Raw genomic sequence first — 22324 nt, 5'->3', positions numbered from 1 at the left:
GTTTACGAGCCAGGAACGACTCAGGGGCTCCCACCGGCGACCGGTAGCAGCCCCTTCGCCCTTCTCGGCTGCTAGTAGCCGAAGTCCTGCGTCCACCAGGGACCGCCGGACCCGAAGTGCACACCGACGCCCAGCGTCTTGAAGTCGCAGTTCAGTATGTTCGCCCGGTGCCCCGGGCTGTTCATCCACGCCTCCATGACCGCCGCCGCGTCGGCCTGCCCGCGGGCGATGTTCTCGCCGCCGAGGTCGGTGATGCCGGCCTTCGCGGCCCGGTCCCACGGGCTCGCCCCGTCCGGGTCGGTGTGGTCGAAGAAGCCCCGCTCGGCCATGTCCTCGCTGAAGGCCTGGGCCAGCTCGGCCAGCGAGCTGTTCGCGGCGACCGCGCTGCAGCCGACCTTCGCCCGCTCCTCGTTGACGAGCTTCAGCACCTGCGCAGCCGCGGCGGCCTCCTCCGAGACCGTCACGGCGCCGGACTTCTCCGGCGCCTTCGTGGCGGCCTTGGACGGCGTCGTCTCCGGTTCCTTGGAGGCAGTGGGCGTCGGCTTCTTCGACGGTGTCTGCGTGGGCGCCGCGGAGGAGGTCGAGGGGGAGGGCGACGGTGTGGTGGACCGCTCGGCATCGCGGCTGGTCGATGTGGAGTCGCGGCTCTCGGCGGCGCCGGACGTGCCGCCCTGCTGAGACTCGGAGTTCGTCGGCGCGTCCCCCGCCTGCACGCTGTCGCCCGGGCCGCTGCCGCCGCCGATCTTGTAGTTCTCGAGGCCGGGCACCGCGCCCGTGGCGACCGCGACCGTGCCGAGGGCGACAGCGGCGGAGACGCCCAGCAGGCCCGTACGGACCGGCGTGGCGGCCTTCTTCTTGCGGCGGCGGTGCGAGCTCCCGCTCCGGCCACGCCCGCCGGAGGGCGTGAAGCCCTCGGACGCGAAGACCGCGGTGTCCGTGTTTCGGGCGGAGGCGTCGGTGTCCCAGGTGTAGGCGCCGGTGTCCCACGTGTAGGCGTCCGTGTCCCGGGCGTAGGAGCCGGTGTCCCGGGCGTACTCGTCGTCCGTCGCGAAGAGGTACTCCTGGCTCCTCGAGTAGGAGTCGGCGTACGCCTCGGGGTTCAGGTAGGGCGCTATGCCCATCGTGGAGTGGTCACCCGCGTACGAGTCCTGCGGGTCGCGGCTCCCCGTATACGAGCCGTCCGTCTGTATGACCCCCGTGGCGCGGCCCGTGGCGGCGCGGCCGGCGGCGGAGCGTCGGTGGCGTCCCATGTCCTGGCCTTCCTCGTCCTTGCGGTCCTCGCGGTCGACCCGGGGGCCTTCCCGAGTCACTGCAGTCGACCCGGAGCCGTCCCGGGTCCCTGCGGACGAACCGGAGTGGTGCCTGAGCCCTGTGGTCGACCGGACTCACTCGATCGAGTGAGTTTCATATGAGATTCATTGGGTGGGGACGGTACCGCATGGCGCCGGGGGAGGGAGTGCCCCGTGTGACATTGGCCGGTTAGGTTGCACCCATGAGCGAGGATGTGCGACTGGTCGCCTGGGTGCGTGGGCGCGTCCAAGGTGTGGGTTTCCGCTGGTTCACGCGGGCCAAGGCCCTCGAGATCGGGAGCCTGAGTGGTTTTGCTCTCAATTTGGCGGACGGACGCGTCCAGGTGGTCGCGGAGGGCTCACGCGAGGACTGCCAGGGCCTCCTCGACTGGCTCCAGGGCGACGACACGCCCGGGCATGTGGACGGTGTCACCGAGATCTGGGACACACCTCGCGGGGGGTACGACGGCTTCGCCATCCGCTGAGCCACCTCCGCGAAACGGCGCCGGTAGAAGCGGAGAAAGATGCCACCGGTACCTGCCCGGAGCGGAAATGGGCAGGTGGTTGCCAAGAATCGCTTGTCGTGGCAAGCTCCGCACGCAAGGATGATCGTCACGCCCTGAGGGCCCCGCAGCAGCCGCCGCGCCGCCGCTTCCGGCCGCGCGCCACCGGGTTTGCCCGCCGATACGGGGCGTGATCGTGTTGACCGTCAAACTTTTTGGTGAGACGCTGAAAGCCCCGCGCACCTTAGCTGTTTGGCATGGCTGAACGGCAGCACAACTCCAGGCCTGTCAAGCACCGCGGGTGCGAATCCCTCACGACCCACACCGCTTCGGTCGGTCACTCAGTGTGGAGGACCATCCATCATGGCAAAGGCGCTTCTCGGTTACGTCGGCGGCTCCGACCCTCGACTCCTCGCCGAGATGCGACGGCTCCAGCAGCGCGTACAGGACCTGGAATCCGAGCTCGTACGGATCCAGGCGGAGAACGACGCGCTGACGGCTGCCGCTTCTCACGACAGGATCATGGAGAGCATCGACGCACACCAGGCGGAGCCTGCGCTCACCTGATCACTGCATCGCTCCACGACAGCACACGCAGTGGTTGGGCTGCCCGTATCAACCGCTAAGTTGTCAGAAGTTGCAAGGGACGCTTCGGCGTCCCTTCTTTCTTGACCCTTCCCGGCCTCCGCGTTTTCCGCCCCGCGTTTCTTGCTCCCGCGCACCCTTTCAGTGTCTTTAACGTTTGGTGTGCCCTGCACGTTCAAGGGTGAAACCGCGGGTTCATGGAGCGGGATACGGGCGGAAGGTAGAGTCCGGCGGCGTGCACCTCAAGGCCCTGACCCTCCGCGGGTTCAAGTCGTTCGCCTCGGCGACCACGCTCCGGTTCGAGCCGGGCATCACGTGTGTCGTCGGCCCGAACGGTTCGGGCAAGTCCAATGTCGTGGACGCCCTGAGCTGGGTGATGGGTGAGCAGGGTGCCAAGTCGCTGCGCGGCGGCAAGATGGAGGACGTCATCTTCGCCGGCACCACGGGCCGCCCGCCGCTGGGCCGCGCCGAGGTGTCGCTGACCATCGACAACTCCGACGGTGCGCTGCCCATCGAGTACTCCGAGGTCACCATCACGCGGATCATGTTCCGCAACGGCGGCAGCGAGTACCAGATCAACGGCGACACCTGCCGCCTGCTGGACATCCAGGACCTCCTGTCCGACTCCGGCATCGGCCGTGAGATGCACGTCATCGTCGGTCAGGGCCAGCTCGACTCCGTCCTGCACGCCGATCCCATGGGCCGCCGCGCCTTCATCGAGGAGGCGGCCGGCGTCCTCAAGCACCGCAAGCGCAAGGAGAAGGCCCTCAGGAAGCTGGACGCGATGCAGGCCAATCTCGCGCGCGTGCAGGACCTGACGGACGAACTGCGCAGACAGCTCAAGCCCCTGGGCCGCCAGGCCGCGGTCGCCCGGCGGGCCGCCGTCATCCAGGCCGACCTGCGCGACGCCCGCCTCCGCCTCCTCGCCGACGACCTCGTACGGCTGCGCGAAGCCCTCAAGAGCGAGATCGCCGACGAGGCCGCCCTGAAGGAGCGCAAGGAAGCCGCCGAGCAGGAGCTGAAGAAGGCGCTCCAGCGCGAGGCGCTCCTCGAGGACGAGGTACGGCAGCTCACGCCGCGCCTGCAGCGCGCCCAGCAGACCTGGTACGAGCTCTCTCAGCTCGCCGAGCGGGTGCGCGGCACGATCTCGCTGGCCGACGCGCGCGTGAAGAGCGCGACCTCCGCGCCCCCCGAGGAGCGGCGGGGCCGCGACCCGGAGGACATGGAACGCGAGGCCGCCCGCATCCGTGAGCAGGAGGCCGAACTGGAGGCCGCCCTGGAGGCCGCCGAGCGGGCGCTCGACGACACTGTCGCCCACCGCGCCGAACTGGAGCGCGAGCTCGCCGTCGAGGAACGCCGCCTGAAGGACGTCGCCCGCGCCATCGCCGACCGCCGCGAGGGTCTGGCCCGGCTGAACGGGCAGGTCAACGCCGCCCGCTCACGCGCCGCCTCCGCCCAGGCCGAGATCGACCGCCTGGCCGCCGCGCGGGACGAGGCCCAGGAGCGGGCCGTCCGGGCGCAGGAGGAGTACGAGGCCCTCAAGGCCGAGGTCGACGGCCTCGACGCCGGTGACGTGGAACTGGGCGACCGGCACCAGGCGGCCAGGCAGCAGCTCGCCGAGGCGGAGGCCGCGCTGAGCGCTGCCCGCGAGGCGGCAACCGCGGCGGAACGCAGACGTGCCGCGACCCAGGCCCGCCACGAGGCCCTCGCCCTTGGCCTGCGCCGCAAGGACGGCACGGGCGCGCTGCTCGGCGCGACGGATCGTCTCACCGGTCTGCTGGGTCCGGCGGCCGAACTGCTCACGGTCACTCCGGGCCACGAGGTCGCGCTGGCCGCCGCCTTCGGCGCGGCGGCGGACGCCATCGCCGTGGCGACGCCGTCCTCGGCCGCCGACGCGATCCGTTTGCTGCGCAAGCAGGACGCGGGCCGCGCGTCCCTGCTGCTGAGCGGCGCCCCCGACGACGTCCCGCAGGAGTCACGGCCGGACGGGCCGCCGTACGCCGCCGACCTCGTCCGGGGCCCCGCCGAGCTCATGCCCGCCGTACGGCGCCTGCTGCGCGGGATCGTCGTCGTCGGCACCCTGGAGGACGCCGAGGACCTGGTGTACTCCCGCCCGGACCTCACCGCCGTCACGGCCGAGGGCGATCTGCTGGGCGCGCACTTCGCGCACGGCGGTTCCGCGGGGGCGCCCAGTCTGCTCGAGGTACAGGCGTCCGTGGACGAGGCCGCGCGCGAGCTGGAAGAGCTGGCCGTGCGGTGCGAGGAGCTGACCGAGGCACAGCACGCGGCGGCCGAGCGGCGCAAGGAGTGCGCCGCGCAAGTCGAGGAGCTGGGGGAGCGGCGCCGGGCCGCCGACCGGGAGAAGTCGGCGGTCGCCCAGCAGCTCGGGCGGCTCGCGGGCCAGGCGCGCGGCGCCGCCGGTGAGGCCGAGCGGTCCGTCGCCGCGGCCGCGAGGGCGCAGGAGGCGCTCGACAAGGCCCTGGAGGAGGTCGAGGAACTCGCCGAGCGGCTGGCCGTCGCCGAGGAGATGCCGATCGAGGAGGAGCCCGACACGTCGGTACGGGACCGTCTCGCCGCCGACGGGGCCAACGCCCGGCAGACCGAGATGGAGGCCCGCCTCCAGGTCCGTACGCACGAGGAGCGGGTCAAGGGGCTCGCCGGACGGGCCGACTCGCTGGACCGGGCCGCGCGTGCGGAGCGCGAGGCACGCGCGCGTGCCGAGCAGCGACGGGCGCGGCTGCGGCACGAGGCGGCCGTCGCGGAGGCCGTCGCCTCCGGTGCGCGGCAGCTGCTCGCCCATGTCGAGGTGTCGCTGGGCCGTGCGGAGGAGGAGCGGGCCGCCGCGGAGGCCGCCAAGGTCCTTCGCGAGCAGGAGCTGACCGCCGCCCGGGGCGCGGGGCGCGACCTCAAGGCCGAGCTCGACAAGCTGACCGACTCCGTCCACCGCGGTGAGGTGCTCGGCGCCGAGAAGCGGATGCGGATCGAGCAGCTGGAGTCGAAGGCGCTGGAAGAGCTGGGCGTGGAGCCTGCGGGGCTCGTCTCCGAGTACGGCCCGCACCAGCTCGTGCCCCCCTCCCCGCCCGCCGAGGGCGAGGAGCTGCCGGAGGACCCCGAGCACCCGCGCAACCGGCCCAGGCCGTTCGTGCGCGCCGAACAGGAGAAGCGGCTCAAGGCCGCCGAGCGGGCCTACCAGCAGCTCGGCAAGGTCAACCCCCTCGCGCTGGAGGAGTTCGCGGCGCTGGAGGAACGGCACAAGTTCCTCAGTGAGCAGCTGGAAGACCTGAAGAAGACCCGCGCCGACCTGCTCCAGGTGGTCAAGGAGGTCGACGAGCGGGTCGAGCAGGTCTTCACCGAGGCCTACCGGGACACGGCCCGCGAGTTCGAGGGCGTGTTCAGCCGGCTGTTCCCGGGCGGGGAGGGCCGCCTGATCCTCACCGATCCCGACAACATGCTCACCACGGGGGTCGACGTCGAGGCGCGTCCGCCGGGCAAGAAGGTCAAGCGGCTGTCGCTGCTCTCCGGCGGCGAGCGCTCCCTGACCGCGGTCGCCCTGCTCGTGTCGATCTTCAAGGCCCGGCCGAGCCCGTTCTACGTCATGGACGAGGTCGAGGCGGCCCTCGACGACACCAACCTGCAGCGGTTGATCCGCATCATGCAGGAGCTGCAGGAGGCCTCGCAGCTGATCGTGATCACGCACCAGAAGCGAACGATGGAGGTCGCCGACGCGCTGTACGGCGTCTCCATGCAGGGCGACGGTGTGTCGAAGGTCATCAGCCAGCGCCTTCGCTGACTCTTCCGACTCCCGCTGCCGCTCCTCACCCCCAAGACGTACTGCCGGATCAGACCGCGAGGTCACCCAGCCGGGGCAGTACGTCTTCGCAGAACAGCTGCAGACTGCGCCGGCCCTCGTCCACCGGCATCCCGCCGGCCAGCGGATGCAGGACGAGGTTGTCGAGGCCCTGTGCCACGCACTCGTCCGGCGTCAGGATTCGGTACACGCCCTCGGCGCGCAGTTCCTCCACGCTGGTCGCCGCCGACTTCACGGCCGAGCGGACGGTGCCGGACTGCCAGGAGGCGTAGGTCCGCGCCTCGTGCAGGAAGTGGCGGCCGTACTCGGCCCACACCCGGTCGGGATCCTCGGCGACATGCAGCAGCGGGGTCTCGGCGGCGGGCATCATCGTCCAGCCCTCGGTGCCGTACTCGACGAGCCGCTCCTTGTAATACGTCTCCAGCTCCGGAAGGTGCGCGCTGGGGAAGAAGGGCAGACCCAGACGAGCGGCCCGGCGGGCGGCGGCCTTCGAGGAACCGCCCACCAGGAGCAGGGGGTGCGGGTCGGAGTACGGGCGCGGGGTGACCCGTACGGTACGGCCCCGGTACTCGAACTCCTCGCCGGTCCAGGCCCTGAGGACCGTCTCCAGCAGCTCGTCCTGAAGACGGCCGCGGCTCTTCCAGTCGACTCCGAACTGGGCGTACTCCTCGGGCCGGTACCCGATCCCGGCCACGGTCACGAGACGTCCGCCGCTCAGCAGATCCAGTACGGCGATGTCCTCGGCCAGCCGCAGCGGGTCGTGCAGCGGGCCTATGACCGCGGAGACCGTGACCGCCAGCCGCCGGGTCGCGCCGAGCACCGCGCCCGCGAAGGCGAACGGCGAGGGCAGCCAGTTGTTCTCCACACCGTGGTGCTCTTCGGTCTGCACGGTGGAGATCCCGCGATCGTCGGCGTACGCGGCCATCTCCAGGGCCGCCTTGTAGCGGGCGCTGAGAGAGGCGGGCGTGGCGCCGGGTTCGACCAGGTTGAAACGTACGACGGTGACGGGCATGGCATGTCCCCTTCGTGTGTGGAGGGAGACGGTAGCTGACGGAGCGTCAGACAGCCAGGGGCGCGAGCCCGGCCGATGCATCCGGCGACCCCGACACTTTGGAGGAAAATCCAATCTGGGTCGGGACCAGGCCCATGGCCGATACTGGACGAGTTATGGACATCGTCATCCTTGCTGTAGTCATCGCCGTGGTCGTGCTCGGCGCACTCGGTGGGCTCGTCATCGGCAGTCGGCGAAGGAAGCCGCTGCCCCCGCCGCCTCCCGCCGCCCCCGACATCACCGCCCCCCCGGCCGAGCCGCACGTCGGCGACGAGGCCGAGACACCGCGCGAAGAACCGCGCCGAACGATCGAGGAGGTGGACCTCCCGGACGGCTCGGCCCCGGTCACCGTCGAGGAGCTCCCGCCCGCCGAGATCGAGATCCCGGAGCCCACCGCGGGCCGCCTGGTCCGCCTGCGGGCCCGCCTCTCCCGCTCCCAGAACGCCCTCGGCAAGGGCCTGCTCACGCTGCTCTCGCGCGAGCACCTGGACGATGAGACGTGGGAGGAGGTCGAGGACACGCTGCTCACCGCCGACGTCGGCGTGCAGCCCACTCAGGAGCTGGTCGACGGGCTGCGTGAGCGCGTGAAGGTGCTCGGCACCCGCACTCCCGACGAGCTGCGCGGCCTGCTCCGCGAGGAACTGCTCAAGCTGGTCGGCACCGACTTCGACCGCACCGTGAAGACCGAGCCGGAGACCACCAAGCCCGGCATCGTGATGGTCGTCGGCGTCAACGGCACCGGCAAGACCACCACCACCGGCAAGCTCGCCCGTGTCCTCGTCGCCGACGGCCGCAGCGTCGTGCTGGGCGCCGCCGACACCTTCCGTGCCGCCGCCGCCGACCAGCTGCAGACCTGGGGCGAGCGGGTCGGCGCCTACACCGTGCGCGGTCCCGAGGGTGGCGACCCCGCCTCAGTCGCCTTCGACGCGGTGAAGGAGGGCAAGGAGATGGGCGCCGACGTGGTGCTCATCGACACCGCCGGCCGGCTGCACACCAAGACCGGGCTCATGGACGAGCTCGGCAAGGTCAAGCGGGTCGTGGAGAAGCACGCACCGCTGGACGAGGTACTGCTCGTCCTGGACGCCACCACCGGGCAGAACGGTCTCGTGCAGGCCCGTGTGTTCGCCGAGGTCGTCGACATCACCGGCATCGTGCTGACCAAGCTGGACGGCACGGCCAAGGGTGGCATCGTGGTCGCCGTGCAGCGCGAGCTGGGCGTACCGGTCAAGCTGGTCGGCCTCGGCGAGGGTGCGGACGATCTGGCGCCGTTCGAGCCGGAGGCGTTTGTTGACGCCCTGATCGGCGACTGACGGTACGCAGCAGGCGTACGGCGCCCGCATCGACGTACCCGTACAAGAGGAAGAGCCCCACCCCATGGTGCAGATGGAGTGGGGCTCTTCCGTACCGAAAGCTACGCGCGCGACCGATGTGCCACGTACGCCAGCGTCCCCAGCAGCAGCCGCGCTGCCGGTGGCTGGGTCGCCGTGTCCAGGGCCGGCGGGCGCAGCCACCGCACCGGGCCGAGTCCGCCCCGGTCGGAGGGGGGAGCGGTGATGTGGGTGCCGGGGCCCAGGCCGCGCAGGTCGAGGGAGGTGGGGTCGTCCCAGCCCATGCGGTAGAGCAGCTCGGTCAGTTCGGCGGCCGCCCCGGGGGCGACGAAGAAGTGGGCGCGGCCCTGCGGGGTCGCGGTCACCGGGCCGAGGGGGAGGCCCATGCGCTCGAGGCGGATCAGGGCGCGGCGCCCCGCCGGCTCGGCCACCTCGATCACGTCGAAGGCACGGCCGACCGGCAGCATCGCCGCGGCGCCGGGGAACTCGGCCCAGGCCTCCGTCACTTCGTCGAGTGTCGCCCCGGCGCGAATCTCCGGCGCGAAGTCCAGCGGATGCGCTCCCGGTGCCCGGCAGTCGGAACGACCGCAGGAGCACGCGCCCGCGGCGGCGCGTGCACCCGGCACCACGTCCCAGCCCCACAGGCCGGTGAACTCGGCCACGGCGGTGCACTCCGACGAGCGGCCGCGGCGGCGCGAGGTGGACCGGAGGTCGCGGATCCCCCGGCTGCTGCCGATCGTGAAGCCCATGCCCCCTCCAACGGGTCCGGCGCACCGGTGGTTACGGAGAACGGACTCGCCGTCACTGAGTGTGTTCTCCGCGGTGGTCCGAGCGGCGTCCGGAAGCGCTCCGGGTGGTGCGCCCGGCTGCGTGCGCCCCTGAGTGCACTGCTGCACCCACTTCTGCCGTCCTATGTCAAGTGAATCGCGTACAGGCGACCGTGAGTTCATTCGAAGGGGTGGCGAATGGTGGCGTTTCCAGGTCCGCCATGGCTGGAGGCGTGATCGTAGGATTACGCTGTGTGCACGAGTCCTGGGGCACATGCACTCGTGGGTATGCCGGAGGCAAGGCGGCTTTCCGTTCGAAGGGTGAGAACTGGCGGACGGCAGGCCCTATTTACCGGCATTCTGATAGGGCTTGGCGCACTCGGCGACAAGTGGTCTCAGGGATGGGGGCGTTCCAGTGGGCGGCAACGGCGAAAGCGGTACGAACGCTGACAAGCGCCCCAATGAGCTGCTCGGCTCGTGGTTCGTGCGCAGCGGTTGGTCCAAGGGCGAACTCGCCCGCCAAGTCAACCGCCGGGCCCGCCAGTTGGGGGCCAACCACATCTCCACGGACACCTCGCGTGTGCGCCGCTGGCTGGACGGCGAGAACCCGCGCGAGCCGATCCCCAGGATCCTCTCCGAGCTGTTCTCCGAGCGGTTCGGCTGCGTGGTGTCCGTCGAGGACCTCGGTCTGCGCGCCGCCCGCCCGTCACCCTCCGCGTCCGGAGTGGACCTGCCTTGGGCGGGCCCGCAGACGGTGGCCCTGCTCAGCGAGTTCTCGCGCAGCGACCTGATGCTGGCGCGGCGCGGCTTCCTCGGGAGCTCGCTGGCCCTGTCCGCGGGCCCGGCCCTCATCGAACCCATGCAGCGCTGGCTGGTCCCCGCGCCGCCCTCCCCGCGGCACGAGCCCGAGCCTCTGCCCACCAGCCGCGCCCGCGGCCGGCTGTCCAAGCCCGAGCTGGACCTGCTGGAGTCCACCACCGTGATGTTCCGGCAGTGGGACGCCCAGTGCGGCGGCGGCCTGCGCCGCAAGGCGGTGGTCGGCCAGCTGCACGAGGTGACGGACCTGCTCCAGGAGCCGCAGCCCGAGTCCACCGCGAAGAGGCTGTTCAAGGTCGCCGCCGAGCTGGCCGAGCTGGCCGGCTGGATGTCGTACGACATCGGGCTGCAGCCCACCGCGCAGAAGTACTTCGTCCTCGCCCTGCACGCCGCCAAGGAGGCCGGCGACAAGCCGCTCGGGTCGTACGTCCTCTCCAGCATGAGCCGCCAGATGATCCACCTGGGGCGGCCCGAGGACGCCCTGGAGCTGATCCACCTCGCGCAGTACGGCAGCCGGGACTGCGCGAGCCCGCGCACCCAGTCGATGCTGTATGCGATGGAGGCCCGCGCCTACGCCAACATGGGGCAGCCCGGCCGGTGCAAGCGGGCGGTGCGGATGGCCGAGGACACCTTCGCCGAGGCCCGGGACTGGGACGAGCCGGACCCCGACTGGATCCGCTTCTTCTCCGAGGCCGAGCTGCACGGCGAGAACTCCCACTCCTACCGCGACCTCGCCTACGTCGCCGGCCGCAGCCCCGCCTACGCCTCCCTGGCCGAGCCCGTCATGCAGCGGGCGGTCGACCTGTTCGCCCAGGACGCCGAGCACCAGCGGTCGTACGCACTGAACCTGATCGGCATGGCCACGGTCCACCTGCTGCGGCGTGAGCCCGAGCAGGGCACGGTTCTGGCCGCGCGGGCCATGCAGGTCGCCAAGAAGGTGCGCTCCGAGCGCGTCAACACTCGTATTCGAAAGACCGTCGACACCGCGGTACGCGATTTCGGGGAGCTCGCCGAGGTCGTGGACCTCACCGAGAAGCTCGCCGCAGAGCTTCCGGAGACCGCCGAGGCGGTCTGACACCTCGGAGAAATCCCTGAACCCCGGCCGCGGCCGGCCATCCCGAACTGCCCGACTCGGCTCCCCCATGCCAGGTCATCGGAAGGCCGCCCGCGGCCGGTTTCCTTCCTTCGAAGAAGGTTGCGCCACGATAACGATCGTGCGGCCGGACATCAGGCAGTTCACCCAGGCGTAACACGCACGGCGTCTTCGTCACGGCGGCGAAACAACGAGGGGCTTCCAACGAAACGGTGCTGCGTCAATCTCGTGGCGCATAACCGGCCCACCCCTCTCATCCGCTCAGGCTTCGCCCGCACGGGGCCGTACTTAACGACGAGGAGACGCCGATGGCACCAGCCATCACGCTTGCCGCAGAGGCGCCCAAGCTCTCTGCCGCCAACACAGGTTTCATGCTCATCTGTTCCGCCCTGGTGCTGCTCATGACCCCGGGCCTGGCCTTCTTCTACGGAGGCATGGTCCGCGTCAAGAGCACCCTCAACATGCTGATGATGAGCTTCATCAGTATCGGCATCGTCACCATCCTGTGGGTGCTGTACGGCTTCTCCATGGCCTTCGGTACGGACTCCGGCAGCTTCATCGGCTGGACCTCCGACTGGGTGGGCCTCAGCAACATCGGGCTGACGGAGCTGTGGGACGGCTACACCATCCCGATCTTCGTGTTCATGGTCTTCCAGCTGATGTTCGCGATCATCACGCCCGCCCTGATCAGCGGTGCCCTCGCGGACCGCGTGAAGTTCACGGCGTGGTCGCTGTTCGTCGCGCTGTGGGCCACTGTCGTCTACTTCCCGGTCGCCCACTGGGTCTGGGGCGCCGGCGGCTGGGCCTTCGAGCTCGGTGTGATCGACTTCGCCGGTGGTACCGCGGTCCACATCAACGCCGGTGCCGCGGCGCTCGGCGTCATCCTGGTCATCGGCAAGCGCGTCGGCTTCAAGAAGGACCCGATGCGCCCGCACAGCCTGCCGCTGGTCATGCTCGGTGCCGGTCTGCTGTGGTTCGGCTGGTTCGGCTTCAACGCCGGCTCGTGGCTCGGCAACGACGACGGCGTCGGCGCGCTGATGTTCGTCAACACGCAGATCGCCACGGCCGCCGCCATGCTGGCCTGGCTGCTCTACGAGAAGATCCGCCACGGTGCGTTCACCACCCTGGGTGCCGCCTCCGGCGCGGTCGCCGGTCTGGTCGCCATCACCCCGTCCGGTGGTGCCGTCTCCCCGCTCGGCGCGATCGCGGTCGGTGTCATCGCCGGTGTCCTGTGCGCCATGGCCGTCGGCCTGAAGTACAAGCTCGGCTACGACGACTCCCTCGACGTCGTCGGCGTCCACCTGGTCGGCGGTGTCGTCGGCTCCCTGCTGATCGGCCTCTTCGCCAGCGGCAAGGGCCAGTCCACCGTGGAGGGCCTCTTCTACGGCGGCGGCATGACCCAGTTCTGGAAGCAGTGCGCCGGTGTCTTCGCGGTCCTCGGCTACTCCCTGGTCGCCTCCGCGATCCTCGCCTTCCTGCTCGACAAGACGATCGGCATGCGGGTCACCGAGGACGAGGAAGTGGCCGGCATCGACCAGGCCGAGCACGCCGAGACCGCATACGACTTCAGCGGCGCCGGCGGCGGCGCTGCCCGGACCGCCGTCACGGCCCCGGTCGCCGGCGCGGAGAGCAAGAAGGTGGACGCATGAAGCTCATCACCGCCGTCGTGAAGCCCCACCGGCTGGACGAGATCAAGGAGGCCCTGCAGGCCTTCGGGGTCCACGGTCTGACGGTCACCGAGGCGAGCGGCTACGGTCGTCAGCGGGGACACACCGAGGTCTACCGCGGCGCCGAGTACACGGTCGACCTGGTCCCCAAGATCCGCATCGAGGTGCTGGCCGAGGACGACGACGCCGAGCAGCTGATCGACGTCATCGTCAAGGCGGCCCGCACCGGCAAGATCGGTGACGGCAAGGTCTGGGCCCTCCCGGTCGAGACGGCCGTACGGGTCCGGACCGGCGAGCGCGGCCCGGACGCGCTCTAAGAGGAACAAACGAACAGGAGTCGCTGGGTGACGAGTACGGACATGCGAACTGAAGCAGAGGACTCGGGACCCAGCGGCTACGCGGCGGCCCGGCTGCGCCTCCTCCAGGAGGGGGCGCAGTCCGGGCCGCCGCGCCGTGCCGCCCTCGCCGAGCTGACCGACGACTGGCTCTCGGGCCTCTTCGACGCGGCGGCGGACGGCCTGCGCGGCGTCTCCCTGGTGGCGGTCGGCGGGTACGGCCGGGGCGAGCTGTCCCCGCGCAGCGACCTCGACCTTCTGCTGCTCCACGACGGCGGCGACGCCAAGGCGGTCGCCGCCCTGGCCGACCGCCTCTGGTACCCCGTGTGGGACCTCGGTCTCGCCCTCGACCACTCGGTCCGTACGCCGGCGGAGGCACGCAAGACGGCGGGCGAGGACCTCAAGGTCCAGCTCGGTCTGCTCGACGCCCGCCACCTCGCGGGCGACCTCGGCCTCACGGCGGGACTGCGTACGGCGGTGCTCGCCGACTGGCGCAACCAGGCGCCGAAACGTCTCCCCGAACTCCAGGAGCTGTGCGCGGAACGCGCCGAACGCCAGGGCGAGCTGCAGTACCTCCTGGAACCCGACCTCAAGGAGGCCCGCGGAGGCCTGCGCGACGCCACCGCCCTGCGCGCCGTGGCCGCCTCCTGGCTGGCCGACGCCCCCCGCGAGGGCCTCGCCGACGCCCGGCGCCGGCTGCTCGACGCCCGGGACGCCCTGCACCTGACGACAGGGCGCGCGACCGACCGGCTCGCGCTCCAGGAGCAGGACCAGGTCGCCGCCGAACTCGGCCTGCTCGACGCCGACACGCTGCTGCGGCAGGTGTACGAGGCGGCGCGCGTCATCTCGTATGCGAGCGACGTCACCTGGCGCGAAGTGGGGCGCGTACTGCGGTCGCGCTCGGTGCGGCCGCGCCTGCGCGCCATGCTCGGGGGCGGAAAGCCGGTCGCCGAGCGTTCCCCGCTGGCCGAAGGCGTGGTGGAGCAGGACGGCGAGGTGGTGCTCGCCCGTGCCGCCCGCCCCGATCGCGACCCGGTGCTCCCGTTGCGTGCCGCGGCCGCCGCCGCACAGGCCGGCCTCCCGCTCTCCCTGCATGCCGTACGGCGCATGGCGGCCAACACGCGCCCCCTGTCCACGCCCTGGCCCGCCGAGGCGCGCGAACAGCTCGTGACCCTGCTCGGCTCGGGCCGCCCGACCGTCGACGTCTGGGAGGCGCTGGAGGCCGAAGGGCTGATCACGCGTCTCCTGCCCGACTGGGAGCGCGTGCGCTGCCGCCCGCAGCGCAACGCCGTGCACGTGTGGACCGTGGACCGGCATCTGATCGAGACCGCCGTCCGGGCCTCCGAGTTCACCCGCCGTGTCAGCCGCCCCGACCTCCTCCTGGTCGCCGCGCTGCTGCACGACATCGGCAAGGGCTGGCCCGGCGACCACTCCGTGGCCGGCGAGATCATCGCCAAGGACGTGGCCGCCCGGATCGGCTTCGACCGCGACGACGTGGCCGTGCTCGCCGGCCTGGTACGCCACCACCTGCTGCTGGTCGACACGGCCACCCGCAGGGACCTGGAGGACCCGGCCACCGTCCGCTCGGTCGCCGAGGCCGTCGGCTCCCAGAGCACCCTGGAGCTGCTGCACGCGCTGACCGAGGCGGACGCCCTGGCCACCGGCCCGGCAGCCTGGTCGTCCTGGCGGGGCTCGCTTGTCGCCGACCTGGTCAAGCGGGTCTCCGCGGTCCTCGCCGGAAACCTGCAGGACGAGCCCGAGGACGCCGCGCCCACCGCCGAGCAGGAACGGCTCGCGATCGAGTCGGTCGCGACCGGCGGCCCCGTGCTGGCGCTGCGCGCGCAGACCGAGCCGCCCACGGGGGAGGAGCCCTCCGGCGATCCCGAGCCGCTCGGTGTGGAGCTGCTCATCGCCGTACCGGACCAGTCCGGTGTGCTGCCCGCGGTGGCCGGCGTGCTGGCGATGCACCGGCTCACGGTCCGCACGGCCGAGCTGCGCGCCCTGGACCTGCCGGACGGCGTCGACGGCTCCGTCCTGCTGCTGAACTGGCGGGTCGCCGCCGAGTACGGCTCCCTGCCGCAGGCCGCCCGGCTGCGCGCGGACCTCGTACGGGCCCTGGACGGCTCGCTGGACATCGCCGCCCGTCTCGCCGAACGCGACGCCGCCTATCCGCGCCGCCGTGGCGTCGTGGCGCCCCCGCCGCGCGTGACGGTCGCGTCCGCCGCGTCCCGCCTGGCCACCGTGATCGAGGTGCGCGCCCAGGACGCGCCCGGTCTGCTGTTCCGGATCGGGCGGGCGCTGGAGGACGCGGGCGTGCGGGTGCGCAGTGCGCATGTGAGCACGCTGGGCGCGAACGCGGTCGACGCCTTCTACGTGACCGGGCCCAAGGGCGCGCCGCTGCCGGGCGATGAGGCGGCGGGCGTGGCGCGGAAGCTGGAGGAGACGCTGCGAGGGTGACGCCGGGGTCTCCACCGCCGTGGAAACGCGGTGGAGACCCAACCGCGCCCGTCCGGATACCCTGGAGGGCGATTCAGAAGCCTGCCACCGACCCCGAGGACCGCGAGCGCCGTGTTCGATACTCTCTCCGATCGCCTCTCAGCGACTTTCAAGAACCTGCGCGGCAAGGGACGGCTCTCCGAGGCGGACATCGACGCCACCGCCCGCGAAATCCGCATCGCGCTCCTCGAGGCGGACGTGGCGCTGCCGGTCGTCCGGACGTTCATCAAGAACGTCAAGGAGCGTGCCCTCGGTGCCGACGTCTCCAAGGCGCTGAACCCGGCCCAGCAGGTCCTGAAGATCGTCAATGAGGAACTGGTCACCATCCTCGGCGGCGAGACCCGGCGCCTGCGCTTCGCGAAGAACCCGCCGACCGTGATCATGCTGGCGGGTCTGCAGGGTGCCGGTAAGACGACCCTCGCGGGCAAGCTCGGCCGGTGGCTGAAGGAGCAGGGCCACTCGCCGCTCCTTGTCGCTGCCGACCTCCAGCGCCCGAACGCGGTGAACCAGCTCAGCGTGGTCGCCGAGCGGGCGGGTGTCGCGGTCTTCGCGCCCGAGCCGGGCAACGGCGTCGGCGACCCGGTCCAGGTCGCCAAGGACTCCATCGACCACGCGAAGGCGAAGGTCCACGACATCGTGATCGTGGACACCGCCGGCCGACTCGGTATCGACGCCGAGATGATGCAGCAGGCCGCCGACATCCGGGACGCGGTCTCGCCGGACGAGATCCTGTTCGTCGTCGACGCGATGATCGGTCAGGACGCCGTCAACACCGCCGAGGCCTTCCGCGACGGCGTCGGCTTCGACGGTGTGGTGCTCTCGAAGCTCGACGGTGACGCCCGCGGTGGTGCGGCCCTGTCGATCCGCCAGATCACCGGCAAGCCGATCATGTTCGCGTCGAACGGCGAGAAGCTCGACGACTTCGACGCCTTCCACCCGGACCGTATGGCCTCCCGCATCCTCGACATGGGTGACCTGCTCACCCTGATCGAGCAGGCGGAGAAGACGTTCAGCCAGGAAGAGGCCGCCAAGATGGCCTCCAAGCTGGCGTCGAAGAAGGGCCAGGACTTCACCCTGGACGACTTCCTGGCCCAGATGGAGCAGGTCAGAAAGATGGGCTCCATCTCGAAGCTCCTCGGGATGCTGCCGGGCATGGGGCAGATCAAGGACCAGATCAACAATCTCGACGAGCGGGACGTCGACCGCACCGCCGCGATCATCAAGTCGATGACCCCGGGCGAGCGGCAGGACCCGAACATCATCAACGGCTCGCGTCGCGCCCGTATCGCCAAGGGTTCCGGTGTCGAGGTCAGCGCGGTGAAGAACCTGGTCGAGCGGTTCTTCGAGGCCCGCAAGATGATGTCCCGCATGGCCCAGGGCGGCGGCATGCCCGGCATGCCGGGGATCCCGGGCATGGGCGGCGGCCCCGGCAGGCAGAAGAAGCAGCCCAAGCAGGCGAAGGGCAAGCAGCGCTCCGGCAACCCGATGAAGCGCAAGCAGCAGGAGCAGGAGGAGGCCGCACGCCGCGCAGCGGCCGCCCAGGGCGGCAACGCGTTCGGGCTGCCGCAGCAGGGTGGTCAGGACTTCGAACTGCCGGACGAGTTCAAGAAGTTCATGGGCTGACCGAGCTCATGGACCGACAGCGCTCATGGACTGAGCTCCATCGCGTACGTCGCTGAGGGCGCCCTCCTCCACGGGAGGGCGCCCTCAGCGTGTGCCACAGCCGGGCATGTGCCGTAACGTCCAGATATGAGCAATGCCGCGCCACCACGCAAGGCCCCTGACCAGCCGTGGCGCACCGAGGGCACACCGGACGAGCAGCCCAGGCGGCCCGGTGGCCGACCGATACGCGGCCGATGGTGGAGCCTGCTCCTCACCGCGGTGATCGTGTTCCTGCTCGCCTATGTGGGACTGACGTACCTCGACAGAGGAAACGAGCCGACGATCTCCTACACAGAGTTCAGCAGGCAGGTCGACACCGGCAACGTCTCCAAGATCTACTCCAAGGGCGACGCGATCCAGGGCGAGCTCAAGAGCGCCCGGGACAACCCCGAGGGCGACGGCGACTACACCAAGTTCAAGACGCAGCGCCCGGCCTTCGCGGACGACAACCTCTGGCAGGAACTGAGCAGCCGCGGCGTGACGGTGACCGCCCAGCCCGTCGTGCAGCAGCGCGGCATCCTGTCCAACGTGCTCTTCTCCCTGATCCCGATTGCGGTGCTGGTCGCGATCTGGATCTTCTTCGCGCGGCGGATGAGCGCGGGCCTGGGCGGCGCGGGCGGCATGCTCGGCCGCAAGGCGCCGCCCAAACCGGTGGAGCTCCGGCCGGGCACCCAGCGCACGACGTTCGCCGATGTGGCCGGCATCGACGAGGTCAAGGGTGAGCTCGACGACGTGGTGGACTTCCTGGAACACCCCGACGCCTACCGCAGGATGGGCGCGAAGATGCCGCGCGGCGTGCTGCTCGCGGGTTCGCCGGGCACCGGCAAGACCCTGCTGGCGCGTGCGGTGGCGGGCGAGGCGGGCGTACCGTTCTTCTCCGCCTCCGCGTCCGAGTTCATCGAGATGATCGTCGGCGTCGGCGCCTCCCGCGTCCGGGAACTGTTCGCCGAGGCCCGCAAGCTGGCGCCGTCGATCATCTTCATCGACGAGATCGACACCATCGGGCGGGTGCGCAGCGGCGGCGCGTCGGTCAGCGGTCACGACGAGCGCGAGCAGACGCTGAACCAGATCCTCACGGAGATGGACGGCTTCTCCGGCTCGGAGGGCGTGGTGGTCATCGCGGCGACGAACCGCGCCGACATCCTGGACCCGGCACTGACCCGGCCCGGCCGCTTCGACCGGGTGGTCAACGTCTCCCCGCCCGACCGCAACGGGCGCGAGGCGATCCTGCGGATCCACACCCGAGAGATCCCGCTCGCCCCGGACGTGGACCTGGCCCACCTGGCCCGCACGACCCCGGGCATGACAGGCGCGGATCTGGCCAATCTTGCCAACGAGGCCGCTCTGCTCGCGGTCAAGCGCAAGCAGGAGCAGGTGACCCGGTCGGACCTGTCCGAGGCTCTCGAGAAGGTGCAGCTGGGTGCCGAACGCACACTCGTCATGCCCGAGGAGGACCGTCGGCGCACCGCTTACCACGAGAGCGGGCACGCCCTGCTGGGCATGCTGCAGCCCGGAGCCGACCCCGTCCGCAAGATCACCATCGTGCCGCGCGGCAGGGCGCTCGGAGTGACGATGTCGACCCCCGAGGTGGAGCGGTACGCGCACTCGGAGGAGTACCTGCGCGGCCGCATCATCGGCGCCCTGGGCGGCATGGCCGCGGAAGAGGTGGTCTACGGGGTCGTCACCACGGGTGCGGAGAACGACCTCGAACAGGTGACCAACATCGCGCGCGGGATGGTGGCCCGCTGGGGCATGAGCGAGCGCGTGGGCCGGCTGTCCGCCCTGCCGAGCGACGCCCAGCAGGCCTACGGGCTCGCGGCCGCCCCGCAGACCCTGGACGTCATCGACGCCGAGATGCGCCGGATCGTCGACGAGTGCTACGAGGAGGCCTGCCGCAAACTCCGCGACCACCGTGGCCGACTGGACGCCCTGACACAGGCGTTGCTGGAGCACGAGACGCTGGAGGAGACGGACGCCTACCGGATCGCGGGGATCACGCGGTTGACGAAGGGGGACGGGAACGGGTGACCGGCGCCGGTCACCACGGGATCAGGGGATCCGGGCGATCAGGTACCGGAACACGTTCGGCATCCACACCGTGCCGTCCCGCCGCTGGTGCGGATGCAGCGCCTCCGTCAGCTCCTTGTCCACCTGCGCCTGGTCCGTGGCGGCCACGGCCGCGTCGAACAGACCGGTGGACATCAGTCCCTTGAGAGCACTGTCCATGTCGGCGTACCCGAAGGGGCAGGCGACCCGCCCCGAGCCGTCCGGCTTCAGGCCCGCCTGCTGGGCGACCTCTTCCAGGTCGTCGCGCAGGGCGGGGCGCCAGCCCGCCGCGCCGCGCAGCGGATCCGCCAGCCTGGCGGCCACCCGCAGCACCGACGACGTGGCGCAGCGCTCCGGCGGCCCCCAGCCGGCCAGCACCACGGGCGCCCCCCGCTCGGCGAGCGGTGTCGTGGCCGCGATCACCCCGCCGACCCCCTCCGCGTCGCCCGCGAGGCAGCCGATGGGCTCGAAGGCGGTCACCAGGTTGTACGCGGGCGTCTGCGTGCCGGCCGCGTCCTCGGGTGAACCGTCGACGAGCCGGGTCTCCCCACGCGCACGCGTGTCCCACGCCTCTGGCAGCAGCCGCTGCCGGGCGAGGGCCAGCCGTTCGGGGGAGGAAGGTTCGACACCGGTGATCGTGGCGCCTCTGGAGGCCGCCATCAGCAGGGCGAGCCCCGAACCGCACCCGAGGGCGAGGAGCCGCGTGGCCGGGCCCACTTCGAGTCGCTCGTAGACGGCCTCGTAGAGCGGGACCAGCATCCGCTCCTGGATCTCGGACCAGTCACGCGCGCGTGCACCCTGATCCACGCGGAGCGCAGGCCCCGTCTGAGGCAGGTCGTGCCGCACGAGCGTAGGTGTCATAGAAAAGCGCCCCAATCCGCCGAGAGTTGCCGCTGTGCCCGTTTCCAGTAGCCCCCGTGACGCGCGCTCGCACTCCCCCCGTATGCCAGGAAACTCCGAGCTTGCGGTGGCGTCCAGGGGTCGAAAGGCCCGGCTTGTGGGTTGCCTGTGCCTGTGGCAAGAATTCACATTCCGGCAACGTGGGCCCGTACCATCCCGCCATGGGAAAGCACCTCGTGCGGACGACTTCCCGCGCCGGCCGAGCCGGCCGACCACGCGGTGACCGTACGGTGTCTGGTCGCCGAGGACGGGTCGGTGCCGGACGACGGGGACGCGCCGGGTAACGTCGCGGGCGTCGCGCGCGCTTACTGAGGTGACGCCCTTCCGGTGGCAGAGCGACCGAAACGCCTCTTGTGCATCCGCGAGCCACGGTCGCCACGGCGCATGGACGGGATCTACGCGCCGGGGCGTACGTCAGACTACGCACCACCTTGTGACGAGCTGTGCGGCTTCTCCACAGATCTGCGCACCCGCCCTCGTCAGGGCGCATCATTCGCAACTGACGGGTACGTGCAAATTATTTGGGATGGCCCGGAATCGGAACACAGGGGCACTCCGGCTCGTTGTCATTACGTGAGCACGACACAGACACCACCTGTTCTCGCCGCAGAGCTGGCGCAGGCGTGGGCCGACATTCAGCGGTACCACCCCGAGCTGCCGGATCTCGCCGCGCCAGAGTCCCTGATCGGAGAGTCGTCGTCCGCGTGCGGGCACGAACTCTCCTTCGAGCGACTGCTCCATGAGGCAGTCCACGGCATCGCGGCCGCCCGCGGGGTCCGCGACACCTCCCGTGCCGGCCGCTACCACAACCGCAGATTCCTCGCGATCGCCGAGGAACTGGGCCTCGACCACCCCGAGGAGCCGCATCCCAGCAGCGGTTTCTCGCTGGTCACCCTCACGCCCGAGGCGAAACGGCGCTACCGTCCGACGATGGAGCGCCTCCAGCGCGCCCTCAAGGCGCACACGGCGGCCACCACCGCGGAGACGACCCGTGCCTTCCGCGGCCCGGCCGCCCGCCACGGCTCCTCCGGCGGCGGCGTCCGCGTCAAGGCGGTCTGCGACTGCGGCCGCAACGTGCGCGTCGTCCCGTCGGTCCTGGCCCAGGCCCCGATCGTGTGCGGCGGCTGCGGAAAGCCGTTCCGCATCCCGGAGGTGGCGGGAGCGGCGTAACCGCAGCGACCGGACACCGGCATCTCGTGGCTGCCGGTTCGGGTTCGAGGCGGATCGACCGCTGCCGGGTGCCGTGCGTACGCGTGGCGGGCCGTGCGCCCGCCACGGGGACGCACGGCGCTCAGCCATGCCGTCAGCCCGTGGATGTGCGTGGCCCACCCCTACGGCACCTGAGACGCCGGGTGCCCCTCAGTGATGCCCGGGCAGGCTCACCGAACCCCGGCCAAGAGCGACCCGCAGGGTGTGGCACAATGGCTAGCTGTACTCGACAGCCGCACAGGACCCCTCTCTCCTCCGGCTGACGCGTCCATCGGGCACTCGGGTACCGCAACCCCACGCGGCAGTCTCGCCGTGCCCAACCACGTCAAATCCAGGAGAACCCACTCCCGTGGCAGTCAAGATCAAGCTGAAGCGTCTGGGCAAGATCCGTTCGCCTCACTACCGCATCGTCGTCGCCGACTCCCGCACCCGCCGTGACGGCCGTGCGATCGAGGAGATCGGCAAGTACCACCCGACGTACAACCCGTCGGTCATCGAGGTCGACGCCGAGCGCGTGGCGTACTGGCTCGGTGTCGGCGCCCAGCCGACCGAGCCCGTGCTCGCCATCCTGAAGAAGACCGGCGACTGGCAGAAGTTCAAGGGCGAGCCCGCCCCGGCCCCGCTGCTCGTCGCCGAGCCGAAGAAGGCGCGCCCGTCGTTCGAGGCCCTCGGTGGCGACGACGAGGGCAAGGGTGAGGCGATCACCCAGAAGAAGAAGGCTGAGAAGAAGGACGAGGCTGCCGCCGAGTCCGAGTCGACCGAGGCCTGA

The 22324-nt window shown here is 70.9% G+C and carries 16 protein-coding genes; 12 read left to right on the top strand and 4 right to left on the bottom strand.

Annotation, left to right across the window (positions count from 1 at the left end; all coding sequences use genetic code 11):
• Positions 1-71 precede the first annotated feature (71 nt).
• Complete coding sequence (locus tag ABZO29_RS14395; RefSeq protein WP_367326136.1) at positions 72-1250, bottom strand: CAP domain-containing protein; 1179 nt, start codon at positions 1248-1250, stop codon at positions 72-74.
• Between the two features lie 242 nt (positions 1251-1492).
• On the opposite strand from ABZO29_RS14395, the gene ABZO29_RS14390 reads away from it, so the two are divergent.
• From ABZO29_RS14390 to smc, 3 genes are all read left to right on the top strand, one after another.
• A complete protein-coding gene (locus tag ABZO29_RS14390) occupies positions 1493-1774 on the top strand; it encodes an acylphosphatase (RefSeq protein ID WP_367320585.1) in 282 nt (93 codons plus the stop codon).
• A gap of 381 nt (positions 1775-2155) precedes the next feature.
• Positions 2156-2359 (top strand): hypothetical protein, encoded by a 204-nt coding sequence (locus ABZO29_RS14385; RefSeq protein WP_058922942.1) that lies wholly within the window; start codon positions 2156-2158, stop codon positions 2357-2359.
• 253 nt (positions 2360-2612) lie between these two features.
• Positions 2613-6167 carry a chromosome segregation protein SMC gene (smc, locus tag ABZO29_RS14380; protein ID WP_367320584.1) on the top strand — a complete coding sequence of 1185 codons (3555 nt, stop codon included), beginning with the start codon at positions 2613-2615 and terminating at the stop codon, positions 6165-6167.
• A 49-nt stretch (positions 6168-6216) separates the two neighbouring features.
• Here the strand turns inward: smc and ABZO29_RS14375 are convergent, their stop codons facing one another.
• Positions 6217-7197 carry an LLM class flavin-dependent oxidoreductase gene (locus ABZO29_RS14375; RefSeq protein ID WP_367320583.1) on the bottom strand — a complete coding sequence of 327 codons (981 nt, stop codon included), beginning with the start codon at positions 7195-7197 and terminating at the stop codon, positions 6217-6219.
• Positions 7198-7352: 155 nt separating this feature from the next.
• Here ABZO29_RS14375 and ftsY point away from each other — a divergent pair, with 155 nt between their 5' ends.
• Positions 7353-8546 (top strand): signal recognition particle-docking protein FtsY, encoded by a 1194-nt coding sequence (ftsY, locus tag ABZO29_RS14370; protein ID WP_367320582.1) that lies wholly within the window; start codon positions 7353-7355, stop codon positions 8544-8546.
• 101 nt (positions 8547-8647) lie between these two features.
• Here ftsY and ABZO29_RS14365 read toward each other — a convergent pair whose 3' ends face one another.
• Positions 8648-9313, bottom strand: coding sequence for a bifunctional DNA primase/polymerase (locus ABZO29_RS14365; protein WP_367320581.1), 666 nt, complete (start codon positions 9311-9313; stop codon positions 8648-8650).
• A gap of 433 nt (positions 9314-9746) precedes the next feature.
• Between ABZO29_RS14365 and ABZO29_RS14360 the strand changes: the two genes are divergently transcribed.
• The 6 genes from ABZO29_RS14360 to ftsH all read left to right on the top strand — a co-directional run bounded on the left by ABZO29_RS14360 (position 9747) and on the right by ftsH (position 19428).
• Positions 9747-11222: a hypothetical protein gene (locus ABZO29_RS14360; RefSeq protein WP_367320580.1), complete on the top strand. Its 1476-nt coding sequence runs from the start codon at positions 9747-9749 to the stop codon at positions 11220-11222.
• A gap of 326 nt (positions 11223-11548) precedes the next feature.
• Positions 11549-12889 carry an ammonium transporter gene (locus ABZO29_RS14355; RefSeq protein WP_367320579.1) on the top strand — a complete coding sequence of 447 codons (1341 nt, stop codon included), beginning with the start codon at positions 11549-11551 and terminating at the stop codon, positions 12887-12889.
• Entirely contained in the window at positions 12886-13224 is a 339-nt protein-coding gene (locus ABZO29_RS14350; protein ID WP_367320578.1) for a P-II family nitrogen regulator, read from the top strand. The genes ABZO29_RS14355 and ABZO29_RS14350 overlap by 4 nt, the downstream gene beginning before the upstream one ends.
• 27 nt (positions 13225-13251) lie before the next feature.
• Entirely contained in the window at positions 13252-15699 is a 2448-nt protein-coding gene (locus ABZO29_RS14345) for a [protein-PII] uridylyltransferase (protein WP_367320577.1), read from the top strand.
• Positions 15700-15810: 111 nt separating this feature from the next.
• Positions 15811-17361, top strand: coding sequence for a signal recognition particle protein (gene ffh, locus ABZO29_RS14340; protein ID WP_367320576.1), 1551 nt, complete (start codon positions 15811-15813; stop codon positions 17359-17361).
• A 126-nt stretch (positions 17362-17487) separates the two neighbouring features.
• Positions 17488-19428 carry an ATP-dependent zinc metalloprotease FtsH gene (gene ftsH / locus ABZO29_RS14335; RefSeq protein WP_367320575.1) on the top strand — a complete coding sequence of 647 codons (1941 nt, stop codon included), beginning with the start codon at positions 17488-17490 and terminating at the stop codon, positions 19426-19428.
• A 21-nt stretch (positions 19429-19449) separates the two neighbouring features.
• On the opposite strand, the gene ABZO29_RS14330 is transcribed toward ftsH, so the two are convergent.
• On the bottom strand, positions 19450-20307 hold the full coding sequence (locus ABZO29_RS14330; protein ID WP_367320574.1) for an SAM-dependent methyltransferase: 858 nt from the start codon (positions 20305-20307) through the stop codon (positions 19450-19452).
• A 612-nt stretch (positions 20308-20919) separates the two neighbouring features.
• Between ABZO29_RS14330 and ABZO29_RS14325 the strand changes: the two genes are divergently transcribed.
• Entirely contained in the window at positions 20920-21516 is a 597-nt protein-coding gene (locus tag ABZO29_RS14325; RefSeq protein ID WP_367320573.1) for a hypothetical protein, read from the top strand.
• Positions 21517-21904: 388 nt separating this feature from the next.
• Entirely contained in the window at positions 21905-22324 is a 420-nt protein-coding gene (gene rpsP, locus ABZO29_RS14320) for a 30S ribosomal protein S16 (protein ID WP_189937321.1), read from the top strand.

Source organism: Streptomyces sp. HUAS ZL42 (assembly GCF_040782645.1).
GTDB lineage: Bacteria > Actinomycetota > Actinomycetes > Streptomycetales > Streptomycetaceae > Streptomyces.
The sequence above is the reverse complement of the archived record's forward strand: the minus strand, read 5'-3'. Positions and strand labels throughout refer to the sequence as shown.